Genomic DNA, 24,989 nt, shown 5'->3' on the forward strand with positions numbered 1-24,989 from the left:
TTTATCCACCGGTCATCTACGGAAAAACTGCCTGGTGGATCCCCTCCGATATGGTAAAACTCAGCTGTTTTACCGACTGGTCAATATCCGGAGGCGTCACATACAGGGGACCGAACTCCGGCTCCAGGAGTTCCCTTATAAGCTGGTACTGTTCCTCTGAGTCCATATCCTCGATCCAGCTGCCCGTGCCCTTTGTATTTTCATTTTCAGAAAGTACCCGCACCAGGGCGGACACGGTATCGTGTACAATGGCCGCTGCCCCCACCACGGTGGGAACGCCGATGGCCAGCACAGGCACTCCAAGGCTCTCCTTTGTAAGGCTGTGCCGGTGGTTGCCCACTCCGGAGCCGGGGTGGATACCCGTGTCCGTCAGCTGTATGGTGGTTCCAAGGCGGTGTACGCTTCTGGCCGCCAGAGCATCGATGGCAATAATCAGGTCCGGGTGGGTCTGGCCGATGATCCCCTTTAAGATCTCCGCTGTCTCCATTCCGGTCTGCGCCATAACCCCCGGTGCGATCCCGCTGATGGCGGGAAGGCTGCGGTCCTTTAAAAAGGTATCCCCGTACTGTCCGTCCAGGTGTCTTGTGACCTGGAGATTTCCCAGAACCCTTGGGCCAAGGGAGTCCGGCGTCACCGAGCTATTGCCCAGCCCCACCACCAGAACAGAGGGCAGGTCCTCCTCCTTCCATCCTATCATTTCCCCCATAAGCTTCCTGATTTGCCTTGCCAGTTCCTCCGAGATCTCGCTGTGGTATTCGTCATCCGCCTTGGACAGGCGGTCCGCCTCCAAAGTCAGATAAGTGCCCTTGGGCTTGCCCATGGCTTTTGCCCCCTGTTCATTGAGGATCTTCACCTCTGTCAGCTTGACCTGGCTCTTCTGGTGATGCCATTCCTTTAATTTAACTCCGGAAATCTCACCGCCGTCCCCCTCAAAGCTTTCCTTCTGTTCTAACGCCAGGTCCGTCCGTACCTCGAATCCGCCCTGAGCCGCTGTGTTTATTGTATCCGTAACCGTCTCCGCCGCGTTATTTTCTGCCGCGTTATTTTCTGACACGTTCTTTTCCTCCATATTTCCCTTCACCTCTTGCTTTATTTTTCTACAGCAATTCTGCGCAATCATGTTTCTATCTGCGGTTATTTTAGGCAAAGAAAGGAAAAAATATGTATGGCAGCCTGTGATACGTTTGACATTTTCCTGCACCGGCTTTAAAATAACAGTAAATGAACCGCGCAATGACTGTGACGGAGGAATGAGCATGAACAGGAATGGTACGAAGGACCGAATCCATGTAACGCCCAATGATCCCTACATATACATTATGATTACCATGTTTGTGCTGATGGCTATCAAGAGTCTGCAGGATGACCTGTTGCCGCTCAGCATCGTACTGGCAATCGCCACACTACTTATGATCACAGGTTACAGACGCCGCAGGATAATCGCAGGCTCAGGCGGGATTATATTTTACAAGCGCTGGGGAAACACGGTGAGAATCCGTTACTCCCAGATTACCAGGATCGAGGTGAGCTTTTGGGTCCGTGGGACCTCCATGGACTTCTTTATTGGAAAGGAATGTGTCGGGCGCTGTTATTCCGGCGACAATAATTTTGACATTCTTCTCAATTTTTTGCTGGAAAAGATGCCGGAACGGTTCGACTTCCATAGTTCTCCCCTTTAATCCATGTTTTTCTTCAAAAATCCTCCATTTTTGTCTTGACATTCCGTCCCGGATTCGCTAGAATACAATAGTATGTTTACATTAAACTGTCCGTGTCCAGACTTTGATGGAAAACACAAAGATTATATGTAAAGAACGGAGGTGTATTTCATTGGCTAACATTAAATCTGCAAAGAAAAGAATCTTAGTAAACGAGACTAAGGCTGCAAGAAATAAGGCGATCAGATCCAAGGTTAAAACTGCAATCAAGAAGGTTGACGCTGCTGTTGCTGCTGGGGACAAGGCTGCTGCCCAGACTGCACTGCTGGCTGCTACTTCCGAGATTGATAAGGCTTGTACCAAGGGAGTATATCACAGCAACACTGCTTCCCGCAAGGTATCCCGTTTATCCAAGGCTGTTAATTCCATCGCTTAATTCATAGAGACAACGAACGAATTAGTAGTTAACAAAAACCTTTCCGGCTCAACCCACCGGAAAGGTTTTTTTGTTATATCTGTCAACGGTCAGCTGCCTGCATCTTACTTTCCTGCCCGGCGTTCCCGGAGGACCAGGGAATTCTCCTCCACCTTCTTCTTGTTAAGAGGATATACCACCAGCAGCATGATGGTCACGCAGAAAAACAAAAGGGCGGGAACCAGGGTGGAAATAGTATACAATCCGTTTAACACCTGGGGACTCTGGACCTTGTCGGCCGACTGGTATCCGATCATCTCCAGGGCATAACCGCTCAAGCCCCCTGCCAGTGCCTGCCCCACCTTTCTTGCAAAGGAATACACCGAATAGATGGTCCCGTCCTCCCGCTTGCCGGTCATTACCTCCGCATCATCGATCACATCCGTAATATTGGCCCAGATCACCAGATTAAAGAAATTCACACCCAGGAACCCGATGGCCGCAGAGATCATATACACCCATGGATTGGTCAGTTTTAAAAAGAACAGCACCAGGTAGACCGCGCCGGTAAACGCAGTGGCCGCCACGGCAGCTTCCTTCTTGCCCATGCGCCTTGTGATGCTGCCCACAAAGGCGGCCAGGATCAGGGACAGCATGATATTGATAAAAGTGTAGCTGGAAAATGCTTTAATGTCCCCAAAATAATCCGCATACAGGTAGTTGTTCAGACCGCTGATCAAAAGCTGGCTCAGCATCAGGAACAGGGCCGCCCCTATGATCCCCAGCATGGCGCGGCTGGAAAATATGGTCTTAAAGGTTTTTGCCAGGGTGATCTTCGGAGCGTCCGGATCTTTGTCGATCTTCACCCGCTCTGTGGTGCATTTGTAACAGATCACATAGCAGACAATGGCACACAGGGAAAATGCAGCTGCTACAACCGGGAAAATATGGCCGTTATTGCGGATGACCTGCGCCCCGCTCTCATCCGTGGCATAGATAATGACCGGTCCCAGTACGCCAATGACCAGCTGTGCCAGGTTTGCCCCAATGCCCCGGAAGGTGGATAACCCGGTGCGCTCATCCGGTTTATCGGTGATGGCAGACGCCATGGAACCGTAAGGGATATTGATGGCAGTGTAGCAGATGCTGCCCCACAGCAGGTAGGTCACATACATGTATACGATTTTGACCGTCATGGATGCCCCGGCCAGGGAGGACTGGTACATGAGGAAGCTGGCAATGGCCACCGGCCCGGCCATGCGGCGGATCCACTGCTTGAACCTTCCGTCCTTTCCGGGTCTGCACACATCCACAATACGGCCCATTGTGATATCCCTAAACGCGTCAACTACCCTGGCCGCCAGGAACAGGGTCCCCACCGCTGCCCCCGGTATTCCCAGCACCTTCATATAAAAAACCATGAGAAAGGTACTGGCAAATATAAATGTAAAATCGTTTCCGAAATCTCCAAATAAGTATCCGATCTTATCTCTCAGGCCAAATGGCCTCACCTGTTTCCCGTCCATCATTTCTCCGTCCCTTCCTCTCTCTAAAACCTTGTTTCCCATCGATTACAGAAAACATTGTCATTCAATCGTCCCATGAATTTGCTCTTTCCCATCATCTTGGACAGGGCTGCCTCAAAGGCCTCATGGCTTGGCATATACGCGTTAATATAGCAGCGGGCCATGGGCACATCGATCAGGTTGTTGGTAAGGCTCAGGGACAGTACAAAGGTGGGAAGTTCGGACATGTACCATGGCTGTTTGGCCGGCTCATCCCATTTGATGCGCATGGTGTTGAACTGGGCAAACCCCTGTACGTTGAGCACCAGAAGGACTGCGTCATACCTGGCTTTAAATTCTTCCATCCTGCCCTTTTTCTGCTCCACCACAGCGTCCACCTCAAATCCCCGGGACTCAAGCTGGCTCACAATATCCCCTATGATCTCCTGGTCATTACTCTTAAATTTGGTTCCTGCTATCACAGTGGCCTCAGAGCCGATATAGACCAGCTTCAGACGTCTGTATTTTTCCGTTGTCATGGGAAGGTAGGAGCGCCTGTCCTTAACCAGGGTGATATAACGGTCAGCCAAAGCGGCTGCGGTCTGATGGTGTTCCTTACACCCCACCACCCAAAGGTTCTCCCTTGGAGGAACCAGGGTCCCTTCTCTCTTGTGCACATGAAGATTCAGGGCGGCCTTGACGCCAAGGATCCGGTGAAGTGCATCGTTTAAGCGCTCCTGGGTGATGGTGCCGTTTTTATACCCTTCCATCATATATCCAAAGTCTTCATCCCTGTCATTAAAGAACAGGAACATGTCACATCCGGCTGCAATGGCCCCGGGAACCTGTTCCCTTCTGGAAACAGAAGAGCCGAACATGCCGATCATGTGGGAGGCATCCGTGACCACCAGGCCGTTAAAGCCAAGCTGTCCCTTTGGCAGTCCGGTGATCAGTTCCGGTGCTAAAGTGGCCGGACGGATATCCTCGTCCCTGATACCGGGACAAAGCTTTCTGGAATAAGCCGGAAGGGCAATGTGCCCTGCCATGATGGTCATGCATCCCTCATCGATCAGCGCCTTATATACGCGTCCAAAGCTCTTATCCCATTCCTCCACGCTCATATCATTGATGCCCATGATCAGGTGCTGGTCATTTTCCTCCGTGCCGTCCCCGGGGAAATGCTTCATGCAGGTGGCAAAGTTCTGGGTCCTCATGCCCCTGAAAAAGGCGGCGGCGTATCGTATCACATCATCCGGCTTGTCGTTAAAGGCCCGGAGCTGGACAATGGTATTTCTCCAATTATACGTCAGATCCACCACGGGAGCAAAGTTCCAGTTGCATCCCACGGCCGCGCTCTCCTTTGCACTGATGGAAGCCACCTCATACACGGCATCCTCGCTGTCCATGGCAGCCATAGCAGCCCCATTGGCCAGCATGGTCCCCTCATTGACGCCGCCGTTTCCTCCCATCTCGCAATTGGACGCTATAAGAAGGGGGATCCTGGAGGCATCCTGTAGATTCTTTGCCATCTCCCACAGTTCTTCCTTGGAAGCATTATGATACCGGATAGCCCCCGGGTGATATGTATCCAAAACCTTTTTTATATTTTCCGGCCTGCGCTCCTCCTCATTGGCCACCATGTTCACGAATAATTGTCCTATTTTCTCCTCCAGGCTCATGGAGCGGATGGTTTCCTCCACCCACTGCACCTGTTCCTCACTCAGATTATACGGTTTCTGTCTCAGATCTACCATTTTATTCTCCCTTCTCTTTACGCCTGTAAGTTCTTCTCAAATTCATCTGTCAGCTGATCCTGCCACAGATCCGTGAAATCATCCTCCGCCAGCTGTTTCACGGCATCTGCAATGCCCCTCCAGCTCTCATACTCATGGGCCACAAGGATCGGATAAAAATGTATGCGGTTCTCTTCCGCCGCCAGCCGGTCCCCCGGCGCATCCCCCACCATCATCACATGTTCCCTTTTATACCCGTATTCCAGCAGCTTCCTGATACAGGATGATTTAGACCCTGCATTCTGGGCCAGCAGAATATCCACATGCTCCAACAGCCCGTGCCTCCCCCATTCCTCCTTCACCGCATCCTGATTGGCAGACGATACAATGGCAATATCCGCATACTGGTGGATCAGCGCAATCCCTTCCCTGACTCCGGGAAAGGGAAGCATGTCTGTTTTGGGAAGCTGTTTGATCTCCCGGTTCACTGTCTCCGACCAGTGGAGTGCCTTTTTCAGGCAAATGCTGCCTGAGGATCGTACCTGTCTCTCCAAAGCGCTGTTTGACAGCTCATCTGTCTCTCCGGCCCAGGCAGTCAGGTCCGAAATCTTTGGAATCTCCAAGTACAGATGATCCACCGTCTCCAAAACCAGGGCCAGGGCTTTAAACCGGTTCGTTCCCCTTGTCATGGAATAAAGATTGACCTTATTCCACAGGTCCAGAACTTCCCTTTCCCGTTTTTCCAGCGCCCACTCCTTTACCATGCACGGACCAAAGCACCTGAAATGCTTGATATCCATGGTATCCATGGCACATCCGTCCGAATCGATACAGACCAGATGATCCTTCTTTTTCTGAAAGCCTGTAAATGGACCGTCTTCCACATATTCCATATATGCTGCCTCCTTTTCCCTTTCATGGTTTTAATCTAGCCCAAAACCACAAAAGAAAAAAGAGAGGATATTGCTTTAAAATAGTACTATTTTTTGGTATACTAATTATTAGTAGAAAATTTTCCTAAATAATCGCAATATTATAGTATTAATTTGTAACTGTTCAGGACATCCGATATGGACTGTTACATTCATCTTATGTTAAGAAAGGAATCTTTCATGAATACGGATGTTCTCACCCTGTTTTCCCAGATTATCCAGGCCCATCACATGAACTGCCTGCAGGTTGAACCTGACTTTTCCAACCTGTACAAGGCTGACATGGAACTTCGGTGTAAGCTTTACTCGGATTACGATTACAGAGGTCTGGAATACTTTATCCAGCAGAACTGCCGTGAGGCAGAGATCGTTAAGATGGTGGATGATTTTTCCCTGACCATTTACATCCTGCGCATTGGCCAGGCATCCATTTCCCCTGTCCTTCAGGATGTGATCATGCTCATGGGACCTGTTATGGAGACGCCGCCCTCCCTTACGGATATCCGGCGTATCATGGCGGACAAGAAGCTGCCGGAGAACCTGCTGCGGGAACTGCAGGCATTTTACAACAATGTCCCTGTGCCCTCAGACCTGAAGGCCCTGGAGTCCACGCTGCTGACCATTGCGGACAATCTCTTCGCCAGAAACCACATCCTGCGGCTCATTCCGGAGGAGGGCGGGCTTTCCTTTGAGACCTCCCCGGGTTCCCTGACGCTGAATGAGCGCCCTTCCATTGCCATGAGCAGCATCGAAGAGCGCTATGAGGTGGAGGAAACCATGTTAGATGCCATCACCTGCGGGGATCAGGATAAAGCGGGGCGGTATTACAGCCTGTTTAAAACCTACCGTATCACCCCGCGCACGGAAAACGCACTGATCAACCGCAAGAACATGATGATCATTTTTAACACCCTGTGCCGGAAATCCGTGCAAAAAGGCCACGTACACCCGGTCTACATTGACGACCTGTCCACCCGCTTTGCCATCCGCATCAACCAGGCGCGCTCCATGAGCGAACTGGATTCCATTGACAATGATATGGTGCACAAATACTGCCTGCTGGTGAGGAACCATTCCATGAAGAACTATTCCCAGATCGTGCAACGCTGCATTACATACACGGATTTCCACTATGCTGAACCACTGACCCTGGCCTTTTTCGCAGACATGTGCCATGTGACCAAATCCTATCTGTCCAGCCTGTTCAAAAAGGAAACCGGATCTAATCTGACCGAATACGCCATTCCCTGCAGCTTCTCAACTCCACCACACTGCCCATCCATGTGGTGGCCAATGGATGCGGGTATACGGACGTAAATTATTTTATTAAAATATTCAAAAGGATCCATGGGATTTCGCCAAAGCAGTACAGGAATCAGATGCATAAAGATTAAGGGCGCGTTGCATAATATTAAGGAAGTTAACATGCATCGCACGTAAGGGACCAAAAGACGGTCCCTAAGTGCTCATAGCGAGGTGATTGGAATGGCATCTTATGTGTCCCCGAAGATTCGGGAGAAATTTGAAACCCTTTCCGTGGACCTGAAAAATGATATCTTGGAGCGCAATGTGCATCTGGAAACGCTGCAGGATCTGATCCAGGTTCTGGAAACGATCGTGAAAGAAGGCGGCTCTTAAAACGCGCCTGTAATTGCTTTCTGACTGCTTTTTGCAGACAGGCAGTTGGCCGGCGCGTACATCAACAGGAGGTGGCATGATGGACAAAACAGAACATTTGACCAACAAGACAGACAGGGATTGCTCCCATGATACGGACAAGGTAAAAAAAGACGGCTGCTCCTATGTGGAGCCGCTCCCTGAATCATCCCGGCCAAGACGGGATGGTCCTGGAGGTAATTAAATCCACGGAAAAAACAGGACCGGATATCCCCCTGGGGAGCCGGTCCTGTTTTCTGGATCCAGATTTTCTTGGTTATGTTTTTCTTTGTTCGGCTTGTTTTAGTTCTGTCTTTTGGGCGCTATTTTTCCTGCACCTGCCTTTCACGGCTCTTTTCCGCTTTTGGTTCGCCGTCTTCCCAGATGATTCCCGGTCCGTATGGGGCCAGGCTTACCATAATATAGGGACATGTACAGGCGTCCTTCGTGGTTCTGGCAAACTGCCACATTTTCCTGCACATGCTCTTTACAATGCCCTGATGCTCTTTCTCATTGATCACATTATGCAGTTCCCATGGATCCTGCTCCAGATCATACAGTTCATCCTCGTCAAATCCGTTAAATACATATTTCCATTTCTGATCCCACACAGCCCGCTGTATCCCGTATAGTTCGTTTCCGTTTGTCTGGGTGTAGATCTCTCTCCTCCACTCCCCGGGGATTTCCTCGTTCAGGAAGGGGCACAGCGACCGGCCTGCTGTTGGAAGCGCCTCCTTCACGCCTGCCAGTTCCAGGATGGTGGGGGCGAAATCTGTAATGGATACCAGCTCCTTCACGCTTTTATGGCCCAACATGCCTCCGCCTCCGATCGCTGCACAGATGTGGTATGCTTCCCTGAAACATGGGAGGCCTTTTGCCCACAATCCGTGGGCTCCCAGATAATCCCCATGGTCAGTCAGATATATGATATACGTATCCTGAAAAATTCCTTTTTCCTCCACTGCCTGGAGCAAACGGCCGAACATGGCATCCTCAAAGCTGACAAATGCAAGATACCGGCGCATACTTTCCTTTTCTTCCTCCAGGGTCAGATCAAACCGCCGGCGCGTCCTTCGATAGAGCGCCGGCTTATCCTCCATGGGATCGTCAAAGCTTTCCGGAAGTTTCATATCAACCCCCTCATACAGTTGGATGTACTCCTTTGGCGGACAATAGGGATCATGGGGTCCTGTAACTCCCACGTACATGAAAAAGGGATCGGCTTTGTCATAGTCGCGTATGACATCACAAGCCTTTTGCACCGTGATCCGGTCCCCAAAGGGGTCCTGGTCTTCTCCAAATTGATAATATATGGGATACCCCTCCCGGCTGATCTGTCCAAAACCCTCTTTTTTTCCTGACAGATCAATGTTTTGTACTGATTGGTAAACACGCTCCCAGTCATTGCTTCTTGGTCTGTTTTCCGGCCGGAACCTTCCGTAATTGGAAACATACTCATTTAAAACATGTTCAAAGCCCCGGTCCTTGGGGCCCTCATAGGCGCTGACATGCCATTTCCCCGAAAAATAAGTACGGTATCCGGCCCTGCACAGCACCTCCGGAAACAGTTCTACCCCATCATATAGTCCGCGGGATAAGGCATTGTCAATCTCTACATTATTCCAAACCCCATGTTGTGAGGGATATAACCCGGAAAAAAAGGAAGCTCTTGAGGGACAGCAATGGGGCGACACACAAAATGCCTCCTCAAACACCACTGCCTTTTCGCAAAATGCCTCTATATTCGGTGTTATGGCCTGATGTTCTTTCTTTATGGTATCCGCATTCTGCTGATCCGTCATAAATACAATGATATTTGGTCTTTCTTTCACTTTTTCACCACCAACGTATTAAATCTGTTACTTCATTTCGGATTTTTACAAATTCCCGGTCTGCCACATCTCTTGGCCTCTCCAGATGACAGTCCAAAATCTGCTTGACCCCGGTTGGCTTATTGGTGAGAACCATGATGCGTTCCCCCAGATAAACCGCTTCCTCCACATTATGGGTAATAAAAATTACAGTTGTTTTTGTTTTCTGCCAAAGCTTCAGCAATTCATCTTCCAGCTTAAAGCGCAGGTCCAGGTCCAGCTGCCCATAGGGCTCATCCATCAACAGCAGTTCCGGATAAGTCGCAAATGCCCGGGCAATAACCGTGCGCTGGAGCATGCTGATGGACAGCTGTCTTGGATAGTAATGCCGGTATTCCGTAAGTCCTACTATTTCCAGCATTTCTTCCACCCGCTCCTTCAAAAGCGTTTGCGGCACCCGTTTGATCTGCAGGCCAAACCGGATATTCTCCTCAACCGTAAGCCATTCCATAGCCGAGCTTTCCTGTAAAATATAAGAAATGTTGTTCTTCCTGCAATCAATAGGCGCTCCATCTACCAGAATCTCTCCGTCCGTTATATCATAAATTTTAGTCAGGCAGTTTAGGAACGTGGTCTTTCCGCATCCAGTCGGCCCCACAATACACAAGAATTCCCCTTGCCTGACATCGAACGATATATGGTCCAATACTTTCAGGTCGCCAAAACATTTGGTCAGGTTCCTAGCCTGCACCTTTATATTTTCTTTCCCCATATCCTACCTCTTCCTGTTTACCATTGCGCTGATCTCTTTTCTCAGCTTTAAAAACTCAGGGTCCACATAATTTCTGGGCCTTGGCAGCTGGATTCTTATATCTGCCAATACAGTAGAAGGACAGGTTGTCATTACAATGATCCGATCCGCCAGATACAGAGCCTCTTCAATATTATTTGTAACAAAGATCACAGTCCGCTTTTCCGTATTCCTGATCCGTATTACCTCATCCTGCATCAAATATCTGGTCTGTGCATCAAGGGCGCCAAAAGGTTCATCCATCAGCATCACATCCGGTTTGGTACAGTATGCCCTGGCAATCCCCACACGTTGTTTCATCCCGCCTGATATTCTGACCGGGTATACGGTCTCAAATCCATTCAACCCTACCAGATCGATATATTTCTGCGCTTCTGCCCGCCGTTCCTTTTTATCCGCACCGCGCACCTTCATGCTGTATTCCACATTTCCCATCACGGTCAGCCAGGGAAACAACAGGATGTTCTGAAATACCATGGCACGGTCCGGTCCCGGTTTTTCGGCCTTTTTTCCCCGGATGTATACCTCCCCCGAGGAAGCTTCCTCTAAACCTGCTATAATATTCAGCAATGTGGTCTTCCCACATTGCCCCGGCCCGAAGACTACAACAAATTCGTTTTCATCCACACTGAAGTTCACATCCTTCAGGACCTGGTTTCCCTCTCCCTCCTTGGTCTGATGGAATGTTTTTGTTAGATTCTTCACTTCTATAAGCGTTCCCATCTACTTCCCCCTCACATTCCAGGCACATAGCTTAGACTCGGCAAAACGCATGACAGAGGCCAGAAACAGGCCGATCAGACCAATCACCACAATACCGGCAAATATCTGCACCATGTTCATGGAACTCTGTCCGGCTAGGATGATCCACCCCACCCCCTCGGAGGAGCGCACCATCTCCGCTGCCAGCACGGCTGCCCATGCGGACCCCAGTGCGACCTGGAGCCCATTAAAGATCTGGGGAACCGCGCTGGGAAGGACAATATGGATAAACAGCTGATTCTCTTTTGTGCCCAGCATCCTTGCCGCACCCAAAAGGTCCGGGTCTACAGCTTTTACGCCATCCATGACGTTTGTCATAATGATCATCACTGCTGTGATAAAAATAATAAAGTACTTGGATCTCTCCCCGATCCCCAGCCAAAGGATCGCCAGGGGAATCCATGCAATCGAAGGAATGGAGCGCAGTAAGAGGTAGAACGGCTTGATAACAGCCTCCCCCACTTTAAACCAGGAAGCACAGAAACCAAGCAGGATTCCGCAGACAGCCGCTGCCACATATCCTACCATAACCCTTGACAGGCTCCAAAGGATATGCTGTCCCAATGCCTGCCTCCCAATGGGAGTCACCAGGCCCTGACCGATGAACTGTATCACTTCCACAGGGCTTGGCATCAGCCTGCCAAAGGACGCTGTACATGATAGGACATACCACAGACCAAACAGGGCGGCCAGGCTTCCTGTGCCCCAGACTAATTTTTGAACACTTTCTCTATTCTTCATCGCTTTTTACCTTTAACCAATATCTTTTCCAACAGCTCCAAGGCAACTGTGAGAAGCGCACCGATCAGGCCGATGGTCAGCATTCCCACAATTACAAGGTCAGGTCTGCCCAGGCTTCTCGCCACTTGGATCATATAACCAAGTCCGCTCTGGGATGCCAGAAGCTCAGCTGCCACAATTCCCAGCCATGCCATGCTCAGGGAAACTTTCAATCCGGTAAAAATATAGGGCAGTGCAGATGGTATGGCAACCTTCCACAGAATTTCACTTTTTCCCGCTCCAAAGATCTGGGCCACCCATATATGGACTTCGTTTGTCTGCTTGATTCCAGAGTAAACATTGACCACAGTTCCCACAAACACATTGACAAATATAATTGCCGCCTTTGCCTTTAATCCAATCCCCAGCCAGACCGTAACCACAGGGATCCACGCAACCCCGGGGATGGTCCTTAAAAAATCAAAGATGGGCCTGACCACATAGTCCACCGGCTTATACCATGCCATAAAAATCCCTGTGGGCAGTCCGGCCGCCACCCCAATCAGGTAGCCGATCACCACTACGATCAGGCTGGCCTTTATATGCCCCAAAAGGGTATTGCCATCCGGAACCTTAGAGGTCAGCTTTACAAAAAATGACTGGACGATTTTGCCCGGCCCTGGCAGCATATTGTGGCGGAATACATGAAAAACATCTGAAATCAGATACCATACCAGCAAAAAGACGAGAATGGACACACCCGATATTACATAATATTTCCATTTAGTATTTTTCTCTCTCATCCTACTTCTCCAGCTTTTTTAATGCATCCTCAACAACATCTGCGGTCGTGTTCTGCTTCAGGGCGTCCAGTACATTTTCTTCCATTGCCCCTGCCTCAACATAACACTGGATCAGTCCCTGCATCCATGCGCCGGTTTCTTTGTCCTTGATATTGGATGCATCCATGTATGTATTCCATCCGCACTCATCCTTGACATCCTTTTCAGAGAAATCACTGCGCCCATGCTCTGTATAAAACTTTGTAACCATTGTCTCCTCATACTCCTGATCCGAGTTTAACTTGGCTGCTGCTTCCAGCCAGGATGCCATAAAATTCACACAGGTATCGTAATTGTCTTTATAGAAATCCTCGCTTACCAGTATGGAATCCTGCTGCGGATTCCCCTGCTGCCTTAATCCGCCAACCAGAACATATCCTTCCTCCATAAGCTTCAGCCCTGCAGAGGGTGATCCCATACATGCCAGATCTCCCTGTCCGGAAACAAAGGCAGTATAGACATTACTGGTTTCCATATTTAGGAAATTTACATCATCTATGCTCAAGCCGTATTTAGATACATAATCAATGGCCATGTAATGTGATATATTTCCCACGGTTCCCAGTATGGTAGCACCGCCTATGGAATCCGCACTCCCTATCAACTCCGGATAGTCGGTCAGGTTCTTTCCTGCCTTTGCGATCTCGCTGTCCGAACGTGCAAATATCCAGGCTCCATCCATCTCATACTCCACATCAGCGATCAGCTTGGCGTTGTAATTGGGAATTGCGATCATTCCTCCTGCACCGATGGGGCCAATGTCCCACTCTCCTGCGCCCAACGCCTCCGCCATGGGTCCCCCTGACGGGAAGTCGATAATTTCAAGCTGATACCCGTATTTCTGATCCAGCTTCTCATCCTTGATAACCTGTAACGGCACGCTCAAATAGTAAGGCATCGCTCCTGCCCGAACGGTTTTCACCCCCGTATCTTTTGTCTCCCCATTTTTGCCGCATCCTGTAAACATGGAACAAACCATCATTGATACCACTGCAACTGCTGCCGTTTTCTTCAAAATACGTCTTATCATGATTCCCTCCTATACATAAGTAATTTAAAAAGTTTTTCATTTTTATTTTTGCTCTATCTATAACCCCATGTTTTGTTGACACGAGTCAATACCGGGCACAATGCTGCTCTTTTTTATTTCACTGCCACAGATGTTCCCATCTCTGTCCATAGAGCAGCACACATCAAATCCCCTCCTTTCTTTCCCGGCATTTCCCTCATAAATCATTCCTGCTGCTGGACTCCCGAATAATCAGCTTCGGGACGATCTGATAATCCTCAACTTTCTGTCCTTTTGACTTTTCGATTAACATGGATATGGCTATATCACCAATCTTCTCTGCGGAAATCTCCGCGGATGTCAATCCAGGGACACAAAAGCGTGATTGAAATGTATTATCAAATCCAACCACTCCCACATCCTCCGGGATGCGAAGCCCCAGCTGTGTAACGCCTTTCACAACACCAATGGCAACCGCGTCATTGGAACACACAAAGGCGTCAGGGCAATCCTCCTTGGAATAGGTATCTGCCACGAACTGGAACGCTTCTTTCGTGTCTGTAATATTATAGGTTATGTCTCCGCTTCGCTCCCTGCCCACCGCATTCCGGTAGTTTCTGGTCTTTTCATCCACCTCATCAGGTTTTCCTGATTTTGCACCTGATATGTAGTGGACATTCCTATAGCCGCCCTTTTCCAAATGGACTGCAATTTCATGAAAAATATTGCTGTAATCAATCTTAATCTGCATAATACGCTGGTCCAGATCACTCCACGCCACATCACGCAAAACCACAACCGGAATCCCCTGCTTTACAATTGCCTCCAGATTCTCTTTCTTAATTTTATTGTTGGATGCAAACAGACCGCTGATCTGATAACTGCAGATCCGTTTTAAATACTCATCATCATCAATTACATTGCTGAATAAGATAAAATATCCCTTTTCATAGGCAGCATTGGTTGCGCGATAAACCAGCTGTGCATAGAAAGGATTTCGTATCTCATTACACAGAAACACAAACTGCTTGCTGTCTTTGATCTTTAAGCTTCGTGCAATCTGGTTCGGACTGTAATTCAGCTTTTCTATAGCCTCCTGGATGCGCTTTCTGGCCTCCGCACTGACATACCCATTGTTATTAATATAATAAGAGACGCTTGCCGCCGATACTCCGGCCTCTCTTGCCACGTCTTTTCTTGATGCCATCCTATTCTCCCATCCCATACTTTTGTTCCGTTTATTATAAGCACAGTATAGCCCAAGTGTTGACTCGTGTCAATACATGGAGTATATTTTATTAAAAAATATTGCTTTGTTAATTATATCCACATCTTATTGCAGTCCGCAGCAATCTAGTGTAATATTATTACAGTTATTTCTATAGACATGGGCTATTATTGCATCACATTTATCAGGAGGTTCTGTTATGGATATACTGGTCTTTGGGATTGCCGCAGCCGCATCCTATTGGTATGAAACAGAGGTATTTTTGTTTTTTGGCTGTGTATACGTTATGTGCAGTTTTTTATATAAGTGGTATATACCTCTGGTGGAGTCCTGGCCGCCTGAACGCGGGAAGACGGGACGCTGGATTTTGGGCTGTCTGCCCCCAATCTCCTTTGTGATCATTCTCTTTGTTCTTCTTACCATGGCCTCCTATGATGTGGTTGGAATTTGGGTTGTGTTTTATATTGTAATGGGGTATGCGTGGCTCAGAGGCGGAGTTTATATGCTGGAGTGCCTGGATCTGTCCTGGCCCTTTGATGCGGTCTACCTGGATAACAAGGCGGCGGTCTTCCCGGCAGCCGGAGGATTTGTGGGCATAACCCTTATCTATGCGGGAGCCAACACAGGTGATGGCCCCGGCTGGTGGGTTGTTCTGTTTGCTGCAGGTCTGGGGTTAGTAGCCTGGCTTGGACTGGCACTGCTGATTAATGTCTCAGTCCGTATATCTGAGCGTGTCAGCGTGGACCGTGATATGGGAAGCGGCATCCGTTTCGGGGCGTATCTGACCGCCAGCAGCATGATACTGGCCTATGCGTCCGGAGGAGACTGGACCTCCGTCCAAGCTACGCTCCTGGAATTCACCATTGGATGGCCGGTCCTCCCCCTCATGCTGTTTTTTCTTCTGGCAGAATGGTTTTACATACAGCCTTCCCATTCCCTTGTGGATGACGGCCCGCGGGTGGATCTGCTTCCGTCCATTCTATTGGGATGTGTTTACCTGTCTTATGCATCAATTGTGCTTTTATTTTTTCACCGGATATCTGAACGTGTATCCGGCCGGGTGTTCCTGTGAGCGGGGCGGGTGTTCCTGTGCGCGGGGCGGGCATTCCTGTGAACGGAGCGGGCATTCCTGTGCGCGGAGCGGTGTTGGCCCGTATCCCTTCGGAGCAGTATTCGGATTACCGCTACGAGGCAATTTTCCGGGCATACAAATGGGATCCTCAGGTGGAAGACCACAACACAGTGGCCGAACATGTGGTCCTACTTGACAAGCAGACGGCCGGCCGGCTGGAACATTGGGCGGAACAGCTGTCCGCAGAGACCATGGCGATGGAGCAGGCCATGGCTGGCCGGACCGATTTAGTGAAAAAACTGGGATTTCCCTCAAAAATAAAAAAGGCTATTCCCAAAATAGACAACTATTCCCGGGAAAAACATATACGGCTGATGCGTTTTGACTTTCATCCCACCACTGAGGGCTGGTCGGTGTCAGAAGTCAACAGCGATGTTCCTGGAGGATTAGCGGAAGCGTCTGTGCTTCCGCGGATCGCACAGCAGTATTTTCCCCGACATGAACCCCGCGGTCATGTGGCCCACAGCCTGCTGGAGGCATTTCAAAAAAGGACCCAGCCAGGAGCAAGGATTGCCTTTGTCCATGCCACCTCCTACGCGGATGACCGTCAGGTCATGCAGTTTTTAGGAGATTATTTTGAACAAAATGGATACCGCTCCCTATATGCCGCTCCCGACCATCTGGTCTGGAAGGAGGATCGTGCCATGAGTCTGATTCAGGGTAAGGAAGGACCTGTGGGCGGGATAGTACGCTTCTATCCGCTGGAATGGCTTCCCAATCTTTCCAGAGGGACGGACTGGAGCGGTTATTACCGTACTCAGACACCGTCCTGCAATCATCCCATCGCTATTTTTGCCCAGTCCAAGCGGCTGCCTCTTATATGGGATGAACTGGGGATTAAGCTGCCCGCCTGGAAGTCGTTGCTTCCTGAAACCCGTGCTCCTGAAATCCGCATTCCCGGGTCCGGGGACCCGGGGGACGACTGGATCTATAAGCCGGCTCTGGGCCGTGTGGGGGAAGGTATCTCCATCCGGGAGGCATTGACGCCAAAAGAATACCGGCAGATCCAAAGGGATGTGCGCCGGCACCCCAAAGACTGGGTCATGCAAAAGCGGTTTCAAAGCAAACCGGTTGCAGGAGAGGATGGAGAAAGTTTCCATCTCTGTGTGGGAGTGTTTACAGTGGATGGAAAAGCAGCGGGTTTCTATGGGCGCATCAGCTCCTATCCCCGCATTGACGCCAGGGCAAAGGACATTCCCCTTCTGGTGGAAAAGGAGGATCGAACCAATGAATGACAATTACAGTACATACCGGATCTGGGCGCCGGACAATGCCCTGTGGACCCAATGGGCCAAACCGGTGCTGTTCTCCCAGGCTATGCATGGAAGTCCCCAGGAACTGACCATCCCCGGTGTTAAATGGGCCCCCTATTCGGACGGCAGAACTGCTCTGTTTGTGGATCTGCCGGGAAAAAGAAGCGTACTGGAAGGGCTTGCCCTGGCACGGATGGGTCCTTCATCCTGGCTGCGTCCAAAAGAAACACGGGAGGAGCATCCTCACGGATACGCAGACCGCGGAGGTAATCCGCGCCTTGGTACAGGGCTTTTGCCACCGGTGTTACATCCACGGCCATGGTCCCTTCGCCTGCGCCGTAAACGCCGTTATAGAGCGGCACGGGACAAGGGTCCTGCCCGTCAGCCGGGCAGATATGATAACCGCTGGTGTGTCTTCCCCCAGGATGCGCCCTCGGCTGATTTTCTGGCATCCCACGGTATCGGCTCCATCTATGTCCGAGCCAATAAGATACAAAATGATCTGGCCCACATACTCCTGCGCTATCAGAAGAGCGGAATCCGGATCTATCAGGTCGGTGATAACAATATGCCAAAAGAGCTGACAGTCGTACGGCCTTCCCATTTTGAAAGTTTCCTGTATCGTTTTCTCGCCACGCTGGGTCTGACCAGAAATGCAGCCGGCGGATTCGGCGGAACGGTTCCGGAACCTACGCAAACCTCCGGTGGCCGCCATTATGGCATTGGATGATATTCTCTGCCATAACAGAACTTCATATGTGCAAAAGAATCCCGGATCGCAGATGATCCGGGATTCTTAAACATTTTATTTAACATGATTTATGTATGCCAGAGCTGCATCCAGGCATCCGTCCACTCCGATCAGCCCGCTGTTAAGGCAGATATCATATGCCTCCATCTTTCCCCATTCAATGGGGGAATAATACTCGTGGTAAGCCTTACGCCTTCTGTCCACAATATTGATTCCGCCTCTGGCCTCATCTCTGGAAAGTTCCGGGTTCAGTGACATGATCCTCTTGATCCTGCTCTCCATATCTGCAAACACGAAAATGTTCACAGCATGTGGCAGTATGGCGTCAGCGCAGCGTCCAACGATTACACAGGAGCCCTTTTCCGCCAGTGATTTAATGACTGTTTCCTGTACCGCATAAATGCGCTGGGTCATGGCGATCTGGTATTCCGGCTCAATAAGGCGGGTGGAATAATTGTCCAAATCCGGCTCCACCTCATCATTTGCCTCCAATATAGATGGTTCAATGTTGCCCTCTTTGGCGATCATGGCGATCAATTCCTTGTCATAGAAGGGAATCCCCAGCTTCATTGCCAGCTTTTCCCCCAGCTCACGTCCCCCGCTGCCATATTGGCGGCTGATCGTAATTGCTCTGTTCATAAACAGTACCTCCTCCTGCTTTATTAGTTGGTGCTACATATGTTCCTCATCATAATGCGCCCTGACACCGCCAATAAACTTAGGCCTGGTCCTGGCACACACTACATGGGCACTGCCGATCTCCTTTGTCTGGATGCGCACAGGCACGGCCACATCCCTCAAATGCATCCCAATAAGAGTGTCTCCTATATCAATCCCCGCATGTGCCTTAATATGCTCCACTGCCACGGGATGCTCCAATACCGCGTATGCTGCTGTCGCAAAGGAGCCGCCTGCCTTCAGCTGGGGCACCACGTTCACCGTTTCATATCCGTAGTGCTCCGCTGCTTCCTCCTCCAGGATCAGTGCACGGTTGAGGTGTTCACAGCACTGGGCTGCCAGGAATATTCCAAGGGGCTTAAGTTCCTCATTCAACGCTGAAAAAACAGCCATTCCAATATCACCGTTAGAGTGGGAGCCAATTTTAAAGCTGTCTATCTCACTGGATGAGCATCCCACCACCAGAATCTGTCCTGGCTTTAAGCGAGCCACCTCAAGAAGTTCCCCCAGCACCTGCTTTACCTGATTCTTAATGTCCTCCAACTCAATTGATTCCATCACATCCATCGCCTTCATTCCTTTTTATATTAATATTGATTTGTTATTAAAAGCTCCACGGCAAGCCTGTCCTGAAGCTTACCTGTCTTTACCCCTTCCTCCGCGTCCACGCAGAGGTTCACATAGGATAAGATCTGTTCCCGTGAAAATGTCTTGGCCTGCATCATGATCTTCCCGGCCACAAAGGGCTGCAGTTTAAGCTTTGACGCTATGGCGCCCTTCTCCAAACCCTTCCCCATCAGTTCCTTCACCTGCAGGATCTGATTAAACTGCCTTGCAATAAGAAAAAGTATGCGCATAGGCGGCTCCTTCAGGGTCAACAGATCCTCGTACAGATCCATGGCCTTCCTGGTCTGCCTGCCCGCTATGGCTGTGATCATATCAAATATCTTGTTAGTCACCTGGGTTGTGCAGATGATCTCCACATCCTCATCCGTGATCACATCCCTGCCCAGCGTATAGCTGATCAGCTTTTCCAGTTCTGAACTTATGTTCTCCATGTCATCCCCTGTCTTACTGAGGAAAAATTCCATGGTCCGACCAGTGATCTTTTTTCCGTTCTTAGACAAAATACCGGCTGCCCATCTTGCCAGCTGTCCTGCATCCTGATGGGATAGTTCAGCGGCATAGCCGTGCTTTTTCACTGCCTTATATAGTTTGCTCCGCTTATCTACTTCTGATTCCACAAAAATGAGACATGTGCTTTCAGGGATCCGCTCCATATATTGAGTCATGTCCTCAGCTCCCTGCCCGCCTTTGAAGAATCCGCTGTCCTCCATGAGGATCAGACGCTTTTCTGCAAAAAACGGCATGGTATCGGAAAGGCTGATGATCTCATTCACATTCATGCCCTTTCCCTCATAATAGTTATAATTCATGGTATCCCCGTCCGTGATGGCATCCTTTAAACGGTTTTTAAAACTCTTTTTTAAAAATGCTTCTTCGCCGAACAAAAGATACACCGGTTTAAAACTATGATCCTTTATGTCCTGGTTCAATGTCTGCATATGCGGGTCGTCCTTCCATATTCTGTATTAAGTATAACATGGACGGGTAATTTTGTCACTAAGCACCCGGAAACAAAGCTTAAGGACTGGCCGCACGGAAAGTGGCAGGACACTGCAGGGCATGGAATCTGCCAGTATGTAACAGGGTTAGGGGACGGGAGGGATCCAAACGCAATCATTAGCAAAAGTGTCTCTTATGTGCTCATGTCATACCACCCCCTTTCGGAGATGGAAGCCACCCGGCAGTAGGAACTGCCTATATAAAGTATATAAAATGGTAAACCGGATGTAAAAGGTGTTTTAAGAAAAATCTCTCCCTTGTCCATTCTTTGATTTTATAGTAAACTTTACCTATTAAATTTAGATGGAGATATAAGAATGACTAACCAAAACAAAGGCACCATCAATATCCTTTTCGTTTGCCACGGCAATATGCTCCGAGGCATTCCAATAAGATTAAATAGTTGAATATATGCAAGGAAAAATGCAAGAGAAACACTGAAAAATTATGATTGACAGGCGAACCGAAAATGGCTTATAATAAAGGTACAAAAAAGGCAGTTCACTCCAGTGAGTGGCTTCCAAGTTTATAATCTAATTAAAAATAGTCACTAGGCTTGGTAGGCGGGTGACTATTTTTTTGTACCTATAATCATAACAACAAGTACTCCAAACGCAATCATTAAAGAAAGTGTCTCATATGTACTCATGCTATACCACCCCCTTTCGGAGATGGAAGTCACCCAGCAGTAGGAACTGCCTACATAAAGTATATTAAATGATAAACCGGATGTAAAGGGTGTTTTAAGAAAAATCTCGCCCTTGTCCATTCTTTGATTTTATAGTAAACTTTACCTATCAAATTTAAATGGAGATACAAGAATGACTAACCAAAACAAAGGCATTATCAATATCCTTTTCGTTTGCCACGGCAATATGCTCCGAGGCGTTCCAATAGGGTTGAATGTATATGAAAAGAAAATGCAATAGAAGCACTAAAAAATCATGATTGACAGATGAGCTGAAATCGGCTTATAATTAAGGTACAAAAAAGGCAGTTCACTCCAGTGAGTGGCTTCCAAAGTATAATAACTAAAAAATAGTCACATTTGCTCTGGTAGGCGGGTGACTATTTTTTTGTACCTATAATCATAACGATAAGTACCCCAAACGCAATCATCAAAGAAAGTGTCTCATATGTACTCATGTTATACCACCCCCTTTCGGAGATGGAAGTCACCCAGCAGTAGGAACTGCCTGTACCAATTATACAAGATGGGAAACAGGCTGTAAATAGAAGAATAAAAAAGAAATACTTGTTCAAAGCATGAACTTATAGTAGACTTTAGCTATCAAAAAGTAACGGAGATATAGTATATGGCTAAGCAATTTAATAATAACATTAAGATACTTTTCGTCTGCCACGGCAGTATCTGCAGAAGCCCCATGGCTCTGTACTATTTCAAAGACCTGGTCCGCAAGAAAGGACTGGAGGATATGTTCTATCTTGACTCCGCAGCCACATCCACTGAGGAGATTGGCAACGGAGTCCATCATGGTACCCGTGAGAAACTCCGACAGGCCGGTATCAGCTGCCAGGGCCATCACGCCAAGCAGATGACACGCCAGGATTATGAAACTTACGACTATCTTATAGGCATGGATGACTGGAATATCCGCAATATGAACCGCATCACCGGCGGGGACCCGGACCACAAGATTTATAAACTTATGGGATTTACCGGAAATGACAGGGATGTGGCTGATCCTTGGTACACAGGTGACTTTGAAACCACATGGCAGGACATCACCGCCGGATGCAACGCTCTGCTAGAGCTGATTGGACGCACCAGGTAATGCCGCGGCCTGCTGCTATGGAAAATAACTGCAAATCAGTTCTTTTCCATCTGTCCATAATATGACCGCGCCGCCGATTCCTGTTTCCATAACAGGAATACGGCGGTTTTTCATGCGGTCAATCACTTCCTTTGAAGGATGTCCATAGGAATTACCCCTGCCATATGAGATAACAGCAAGCCCCGGGCTGAGATACTCTAAAAACTCCTCTCCCGTGGATGTGCCGGAACCATGGTGGGCGGTTTTCAGCACCTGAACATGACTTAAATGTTCCTGCTGCAGGCTTCCGCCCACTCGTGCCGCCTCCAAAAGCCCTCGCTCCTGCTCCGTTCCCATATCCCCGGTAAACAACATGTGGAAATCCCCATAGTCAGCGCAGACAACCAATGAATGGGCGTTGCGGTCATCCGCCTTTACATACTTCCCTCCTGCATACAGGCAGGTCATCCTCAGATTCCCGGCCTGTATCTGTTCTCCCGGCCCCATATAATGGACTCTTCCTCCTCCCAACTCAGCTGCCTGCTCCAGCCGTTCATACACCTCCTGTCCCTTTCCCGGGGACGGCAGGATCAGATTTCTCACCTTGATATCCCGGGATTCCTCCAATAGGTATAAAATCCCGCTTATATGGTCATTGTCCCCATGGCTTACCACTGCAAAATCAATCATTGTAACCCCCATGCTTTTCAGACAGGGTTCCATGGTCCTGTTCCCCAGACTTTTATCACTGCTGCTTCCTCCGTCTATGAGAACTGTGTAATTTCCAGTTCGCATCAGTATCCCATCCCCCTGTCCCACATCCATCACAGTCACTTCCAGCCCCTTCACATGACGTGGGAATAAAAGCAAAAAACACAGCCCATACAGACCGCCGGACATAACCAGAAAGAACCAGGGCGCTGACCATATCCTGTTCACAAAAATATGCTCATCTTTAACTCGTTTTTCTTTTGACCACATGGCCCTTTGCTGCTCTACTCTCCCTTTTTGTTGCTCTCCCCTCTCTTTTGGATACTTTTCTCCCTTTTTTTGCCGCATGGCCCTCATGTTCCGCTGTTTCCATACGATTAGCACATGTAACCCCACCGCCATGCCTGTACTGTAAAGCCCAAGCTGGCCCCAGGAGGGCCTCCCCATTACCAGACAATATCCCGGAAGTTGTTCCACCTGCCTGCATAACCATTCATACAGGCTGAGCACATAATGGCCTGCTCCCACTGCCGCCATCCCCCCAGTCAGCCAGACACTCCCCAGCATAATTCCCAACAGGCCGGAATACATAAGCACCGCAATGAGAGGTATCACCAAAAGATTCAGAAAAATACCATATAGCGGATGCTGATAATAGTGATATAATACCACAGGCGTAAGTACGATCTGTACACACAGACTGATCAGTATCGTATTCTCATATCCCTGTTTTACATCAAATCCTGTTTTTAGACAATTTCCAAGGCCGCCAATGGACAGCACCGCGCCAAAAGACAGTTGGAATCCGCTTTGGTACAGGAGATAAGGTGATTTCCAAAGCAGCAGCAATGCTGCAAGTCCCAGTGCGGACAGGGTGTCATAGCTTCTCCCTTCCTTTGCGGCCAGCCACAGACACAGGATCATAATAACAGCCCTTACAGCAGAGCCTGAACTTCCTGTCAATATACCATAACTTATGACCAGGACAGCGGATAGGGCTCCGGCCTTTCCAAACCCCAGGCCAATCCTCCGTATCAGAAGATAGATCCCGCCCCCAATAATTGCAAGATGCTGGCCGCTGACCGCCAGCAGGTGAGAGATGCCATGGCGCTGATACATGGTCCTGACCTCCGGCTCCATCCCCGATGTATCCCCCAGCAGAACAGCTTTAAATATGGCACTGTCCTCGGGAGTGCAGATTGTATCCAAAATATTGGCACATCTAGTCTTAAACTTCAAAAGAAATACCTGGTAAGGCACAAAATCCGCCTCTATTACTTCCAGCTTTTCTCCAAACATTCTGCACACAGTTCCTTTGGAGCGGTAATAGGATTGAAAATCAAATTCCCCTGGATTCCTGGGCTTCTCCATAACATCCAGCTTTCCCTTAAGTTCCACTGTCATGCCGGGAAGCGGCTGCGTTTCCAGTTCCGGCTGCGTTTCCAGTTCCGGCTGCGTTCCCGATGACGCATGTATTCCGGAGTCCTCCTTGGAAATCCCCAGCCCTGCCTCATCCATATAAACAATCACCCGGTCCAATTCCTCCGCCCTGTTTCCCGCTCTCGCCCGTACGTCTTCCATCATCATGGTAACCGTTCCATCCCCGTGTTCCATCCATATGATACGTCCGCGAAGGGTAAGCCTCACCCCTGCTAATTCTCCGGCCGCAGCAGCCTCCTGATCAAGGCGGCTCCGCTCCCATTTTCCCCGTCCAAATCCAGCTGTTCCCCCTAAAAACAGTAAAACCAAACAGAGCAGAAGCGCCCTTTTACCAGCACTCCTGCCCTGCATATTATTACCCGGATCATTGTCACAGGGATTTTTTCTTAAAATCCCGTACATCCACACTCCCGCCACCCCCGCAGCGGCACAAGTCCACCACAGAGCTGCCCGGAATACCGCTTCATGATCCTGCAGGGCCAGCACCTCTCCAAGTACGAAACCAACTGCTAATACAATAAGCGGTCTTTTCATATTCTGT

Annotated in this window: 27 protein-coding genes; 10 read left to right on the top strand and 17 right to left on the bottom strand. The window is 49.1% G+C overall.

Going from position 1 to position 24,989, the window contains the following annotated elements; translation table 11 throughout:
• Positions 1–16: 16 nt before the first annotated feature.
• Positions 17–1,069, bottom strand: coding sequence for a GPR endopeptidase (gene gpr / locus ABID13_RS12710; protein WP_082173968.1), 1,053 nt, complete (start codon positions 1,067–1,069; stop codon positions 17–19).
• Positions 1,070–1,256: 187 nt separating this feature from the next.
• Between gpr and ABID13_RS12715 the strand changes: the two genes are divergently transcribed.
• The gene (locus ABID13_RS12715; RefSeq protein ID WP_007870203.1) at positions 1,257–1,679 is read left to right on the top strand and encodes a hypothetical protein; all 423 of its coding nucleotides are present in this window, start codon (positions 1,257–1,259) and stop codon (positions 1,677–1,679) included.
• Between the two features lie 151 nt (positions 1,680–1,830).
• Complete coding sequence (gene rpsT, locus ABID13_RS12720; RefSeq protein ID WP_007870206.1) at positions 1,831–2,094, top strand: 30S ribosomal protein S20; 264 nt, start codon at positions 1,831–1,833, stop codon at positions 2,092–2,094.
• A gap of 104 nt (positions 2,095–2,198) precedes the next feature.
• Here the strand turns inward: rpsT and ABID13_RS12725 are convergent, their stop codons facing one another.
• From ABID13_RS12725 to ABID13_RS12735, 3 genes are read right to left on the bottom strand one after another with little or no spacing between them, the layout of a single operon-like run.
• Positions 2,199–3,599, bottom strand: coding sequence for an MFS transporter (locus ABID13_RS12725; RefSeq protein ID WP_048930812.1), 1,401 nt, complete (start codon positions 3,597–3,599; stop codon positions 2,199–2,201).
• Between the two features lie 23 nt (positions 3,600–3,622).
• A complete protein-coding gene (locus ABID13_RS12730; protein ID WP_048930747.1) occupies positions 3,623–5,332 on the bottom strand; it encodes a glycoside hydrolase family 3 protein in 1,710 nt (569 codons plus the stop codon).
• A 17-nt stretch (positions 5,333–5,349) separates the two neighbouring features.
• Positions 5,350–6,204 (bottom strand): HAD family hydrolase, encoded by an 855-nt coding sequence (locus ABID13_RS12735; protein WP_048930748.1) that lies wholly within the window; start codon positions 6,202–6,204, stop codon positions 5,350–5,352.
• A 219-nt stretch (positions 6,205–6,423) separates the two neighbouring features.
• On the opposite strand from ABID13_RS12735, the gene ABID13_RS12740 reads away from it, so the two are divergent.
• From ABID13_RS12740 to ABID13_RS12755, 4 genes are all read left to right on the top strand, one after another.
• A complete protein-coding gene (locus ABID13_RS12740) occupies positions 6,424–7,560 on the top strand; it encodes a helix-turn-helix transcriptional regulator (protein WP_242849287.1) in 1,137 nt (378 codons plus the stop codon).
• Positions 7,530–7,637, top strand: a complete 108-nt coding sequence (locus ABID13_RS12745; protein WP_242849294.1) for a helix-turn-helix domain-containing protein — start codon at positions 7,530–7,532, stop codon at positions 7,635–7,637. The genes ABID13_RS12740 and ABID13_RS12745 overlap by 31 nt, the downstream gene beginning before the upstream one ends.
• 91 nt (positions 7,638–7,728) lie before the next feature.
• Positions 7,729–7,881, top strand: a complete 153-nt coding sequence (locus ABID13_RS12750) for a hypothetical protein (protein WP_007870218.1) — start codon at positions 7,729–7,731, stop codon at positions 7,879–7,881.
• Between the two features lie 76 nt (positions 7,882–7,957).
• A complete protein-coding gene (locus ABID13_RS12755) occupies positions 7,958–8,104 on the top strand; it encodes a hypothetical protein (protein WP_156200164.1) in 147 nt (48 codons plus the stop codon).
• 118 nt (positions 8,105–8,222) lie between these two features.
• On the opposite strand, the gene ABID13_RS12760 is transcribed toward ABID13_RS12755, so the two are convergent.
• From ABID13_RS12760 to ABID13_RS12790, 7 genes are all read right to left on the bottom strand, one after another.
• Positions 8,223–9,731: a sulfatase family protein gene (locus ABID13_RS12760; protein WP_007870220.1), complete on the bottom strand. Its 1,509-nt coding sequence runs from the start codon at positions 9,729–9,731 to the stop codon at positions 8,223–8,225.
• 4 nt (positions 9,732–9,735) lie between these two features.
• Positions 9,736–10,482, bottom strand: coding sequence for an ABC transporter ATP-binding protein (locus ABID13_RS12765; protein WP_007870231.1), 747 nt, complete (start codon positions 10,480–10,482; stop codon positions 9,736–9,738).
• 3 nt (positions 10,483–10,485) lie between these two features.
• Positions 10,486–11,244: an ABC transporter ATP-binding protein gene (locus ABID13_RS12770; RefSeq protein ID WP_048930749.1), complete on the bottom strand. Its 759-nt coding sequence runs from the start codon at positions 11,242–11,244 to the stop codon at positions 10,486–10,488.
• A complete protein-coding gene (locus tag ABID13_RS12775; protein ID WP_007870238.1) occupies positions 11,245–12,024 on the bottom strand; it encodes an ABC transporter permease in 780 nt (259 codons plus the stop codon).
• Positions 12,021–12,806, bottom strand: coding sequence for an ABC transporter permease (locus ABID13_RS12780; protein WP_007870248.1), 786 nt, complete (start codon positions 12,804–12,806; stop codon positions 12,021–12,023). Before ABID13_RS12780 ends, ABID13_RS12775 begins: the two co-directional genes overlap by 4 nt.
• Position 12,807: 1 nt before the next feature.
• On the bottom strand, positions 12,808–13,875 hold the full coding sequence (locus ABID13_RS12785; protein ID WP_048930750.1) for an ABC transporter substrate-binding protein: 1,068 nt from the start codon (positions 13,873–13,875) through the stop codon (positions 12,808–12,810).
• 196 nt (positions 13,876–14,071) lie between these two features.
• Positions 14,072–15,061 (bottom strand): LacI family DNA-binding transcriptional regulator, encoded by a 990-nt coding sequence (locus tag ABID13_RS12790; protein ID WP_007870254.1) that lies wholly within the window; start codon positions 15,059–15,061, stop codon positions 14,072–14,074.
• A gap of 220 nt (positions 15,062–15,281) precedes the next feature.
• Between ABID13_RS12790 and ABID13_RS12795 the strand changes: the two genes are divergently transcribed.
• Genes ABID13_RS12795 through ABID13_RS12805 form a run of 3 tightly spaced genes read left to right on the top strand, consistent with a single transcriptional unit; the run spans position 15,282 to position 18,197 of the window.
• The gene (locus ABID13_RS12795; RefSeq protein ID WP_048930751.1) at positions 15,282–16,154 is read left to right on the top strand and encodes a hypothetical protein; all 873 of its coding nucleotides are present in this window, start codon (positions 15,282–15,284) and stop codon (positions 16,152–16,154) included.
• Positions 16,151–17,449 (top strand): glutathionylspermidine synthase family protein, encoded by a 1,299-nt coding sequence (locus tag ABID13_RS12800; RefSeq protein WP_242849288.1) that lies wholly within the window; start codon positions 16,151–16,153, stop codon positions 17,447–17,449. The genes ABID13_RS12795 and ABID13_RS12800 overlap by 4 nt, the downstream gene beginning before the upstream one ends.
• Positions 17,442–18,197 carry a hypothetical protein gene (locus tag ABID13_RS12805; protein ID WP_048930752.1) on the top strand — a complete coding sequence of 252 codons (756 nt, stop codon included), beginning with the start codon at positions 17,442–17,444 and terminating at the stop codon, positions 18,195–18,197. The genes ABID13_RS12800 and ABID13_RS12805 overlap by 8 nt, the downstream gene beginning before the upstream one ends.
• A gap of 75 nt (positions 18,198–18,272) precedes the next feature.
• Here the strand turns inward: ABID13_RS12805 and ABID13_RS12810 are convergent, their stop codons facing one another.
• The 5 genes from ABID13_RS12810 to ABID13_RS12830 form a co-directional block, all read right to left on the bottom strand.
• On the bottom strand, positions 18,273–18,857 hold the full coding sequence (locus tag ABID13_RS12810; protein WP_007870270.1) for a cytidylate kinase-like family protein: 585 nt from the start codon (positions 18,855–18,857) through the stop codon (positions 18,273–18,275).
• Between the two features lie 33 nt (positions 18,858–18,890).
• On the bottom strand, positions 18,891–19,463 hold the full coding sequence (locus ABID13_RS12815; RefSeq protein WP_007870273.1) for a TIGR01440 family protein: 573 nt from the start codon (positions 19,461–19,463) through the stop codon (positions 18,891–18,893).
• A gap of 20 nt (positions 19,464–19,483) precedes the next feature.
• Positions 19,484–20,461, bottom strand: coding sequence for a DNA polymerase III subunit delta (holA, locus tag ABID13_RS12820; RefSeq protein WP_045093112.1), 978 nt, complete (start codon positions 20,459–20,461; stop codon positions 19,484–19,486).
• 632 nt (positions 20,462–21,093) lie between these two features.
• A complete protein-coding gene (locus tag ABID13_RS12825; protein ID WP_082082632.1) occupies positions 21,094–21,291 on the bottom strand; it encodes a putative holin-like toxin in 198 nt (65 codons plus the stop codon).
• Between the two features lie 299 nt (positions 21,292–21,590).
• Positions 21,591–21,668 (bottom strand): putative holin-like toxin, encoded by a 78-nt coding sequence (locus ABID13_RS12830; RefSeq protein WP_227126363.1) that lies wholly within the window; start codon positions 21,666–21,668, stop codon positions 21,591–21,593.
• Positions 21,669–21,838: 170 nt separating this feature from the next.
• On the opposite strand from ABID13_RS12830, the gene ABID13_RS12835 reads away from it, so the two are divergent.
• The gene (locus tag ABID13_RS12835; RefSeq protein WP_048930753.1) at positions 21,839–22,318 is read left to right on the top strand and encodes a low molecular weight protein-tyrosine-phosphatase; all 480 of its coding nucleotides are present in this window, start codon (positions 21,839–21,841) and stop codon (positions 22,316–22,318) included.
• Between the two features lie 15 nt (positions 22,319–22,333).
• On the opposite strand, the gene ABID13_RS12840 is transcribed toward ABID13_RS12835, so the two are convergent.
• Positions 22,334–24,982: a ComEC/Rec2 family competence protein gene (locus ABID13_RS12840; RefSeq protein WP_048930754.1), complete on the bottom strand. Its 2,649-nt coding sequence runs from the start codon at positions 24,980–24,982 to the stop codon at positions 22,334–22,336.
• Positions 24,983–24,989 lie beyond the last annotated feature (7 nt).

The organism is Enterocloster citroniae, from assembly GCF_040545455.1.
Taxonomy (GTDB): domain Bacteria; phylum Bacillota; class Clostridia; order Lachnospirales; family Lachnospiraceae; genus Enterocloster; species Enterocloster citroniae.

Bases quoted from the DNA above. Each gene is read 5' to 3' on its own strand.
- ABID13_RS12790 (WP_007870254.1), bottom strand. From the start codon at position 15,061: ATGGCATCAAGAAAAGACGTGGCAAGAGAGGCCGGAGTATCGGCGGCA.
- ABID13_RS12715 (WP_007870203.1), top strand. From the start codon at position 1,257: ATGAACAGGAATGGTACGAAGGACCGAATCCATGTAACGCCCAATGAT.
- ABID13_RS12775 (WP_007870238.1), bottom strand. From the start codon at position 12,024: ATGAAGAATAGAGAAAGTGTTCAAAAATTAGTCTGGGGCACAGGAAGC.
- ABID13_RS12825 (WP_082082632.1), bottom strand. From the start codon at position 21,291: ATGGACAAGGGCGAGATTTTTCTTAAAACACCCTTTACATCCGGTTTA.
- ABID13_RS12785 (WP_048930750.1), bottom strand. From the start codon at position 13,875: ATGATAAGACGTATTTTGAAGAAAACGGCAGCAGTTGCAGTGGTATCA.
- ABID13_RS12765 (WP_007870231.1), bottom strand. From the start codon at position 10,482: ATGGGGAAAGAAAATATAAAGGTGCAGGCTAGGAACCTGACCAAATGT.
- ABID13_RS12835 (WP_048930753.1), top strand. From the start codon at position 21,839: ATGGCTAAGCAATTTAATAATAACATTAAGATACTTTTCGTCTGCCAC.
- ABID13_RS12770 (WP_048930749.1), bottom strand. From the start codon at position 11,244: ATGGGAACGCTTATAGAAGTGAAGAATCTAACAAAAACATTCCATCAG.
- ABID13_RS12815 (WP_007870273.1), bottom strand. From the start codon at position 19,463: ATGGATGTGATGGAATCAATTGAGTTGGAGGACATTAAGAATCAGGTA.
- ABID13_RS12830 (WP_227126363.1), bottom strand. From the start codon at position 21,668: ATGAGTACATATGAGACACTTTCTTTGATGATTGCGTTTGGGGTACTT.
- ABID13_RS12810 (WP_007870270.1), bottom strand. From the start codon at position 18,857: ATGAACAGAGCAATTACGATCAGCCGCCAATATGGCAGCGGGGGACGT.
- ABID13_RS12740 (WP_242849287.1), top strand. From the start codon at position 6,424: ATGAATACGGATGTTCTCACCCTGTTTTCCCAGATTATCCAGGCCCAT.
- ABID13_RS12755 (WP_156200164.1), top strand. From the start codon at position 7,958: ATGATGGACAAAACAGAACATTTGACCAACAAGACAGACAGGGATTGC.
- ABID13_RS12780 (WP_007870248.1), bottom strand. From the start codon at position 12,806: ATGAGAGAGAAAAATACTAAATGGAAATATTATGTAATATCGGGTGTG.
- ABID13_RS12840 (WP_048930754.1), bottom strand. From the start codon at position 24,982: ATGAAAAGACCGCTTATTGTATTAGCAGTTGGTTTCGTACTTGGAGAG.
- ABID13_RS12805 (WP_048930752.1), top strand. From the start codon at position 17,442: ATGAATGACAATTACAGTACATACCGGATCTGGGCGCCGGACAATGCC.
- ABID13_RS12750 (WP_007870218.1), top strand. From the start codon at position 7,729: ATGGCATCTTATGTGTCCCCGAAGATTCGGGAGAAATTTGAAACCCTT.
- ABID13_RS12730 (WP_048930747.1), bottom strand. From the start codon at position 5,332: ATGGTAGATCTGAGACAGAAACCGTATAATCTGAGTGAGGAACAGGTG.
- ABID13_RS12795 (WP_048930751.1), top strand. From the start codon at position 15,282: ATGGATATACTGGTCTTTGGGATTGCCGCAGCCGCATCCTATTGGTAT.
- ABID13_RS12725 (WP_048930812.1), bottom strand. From the start codon at position 3,599: ATGGACGGGAAACAGGTGAGGCCATTTGGCCTGAGAGATAAGATCGGA.
- gpr (WP_082173968.1), bottom strand. From the start codon at position 1,069: ATGGAGGAAAAGAACGTGTCAGAAAATAACGCGGCAGAAAATAACGCG.
- holA (WP_045093112.1), bottom strand. From the start codon at position 20,461: ATGCAGACATTGAACCAGGACATAAAGGATCATAGTTTTAAACCGGTG.
- ABID13_RS12735 (WP_048930748.1), bottom strand. From the start codon at position 6,204: ATGGAATATGTGGAAGACGGTCCATTTACAGGCTTTCAGAAAAAGAAG.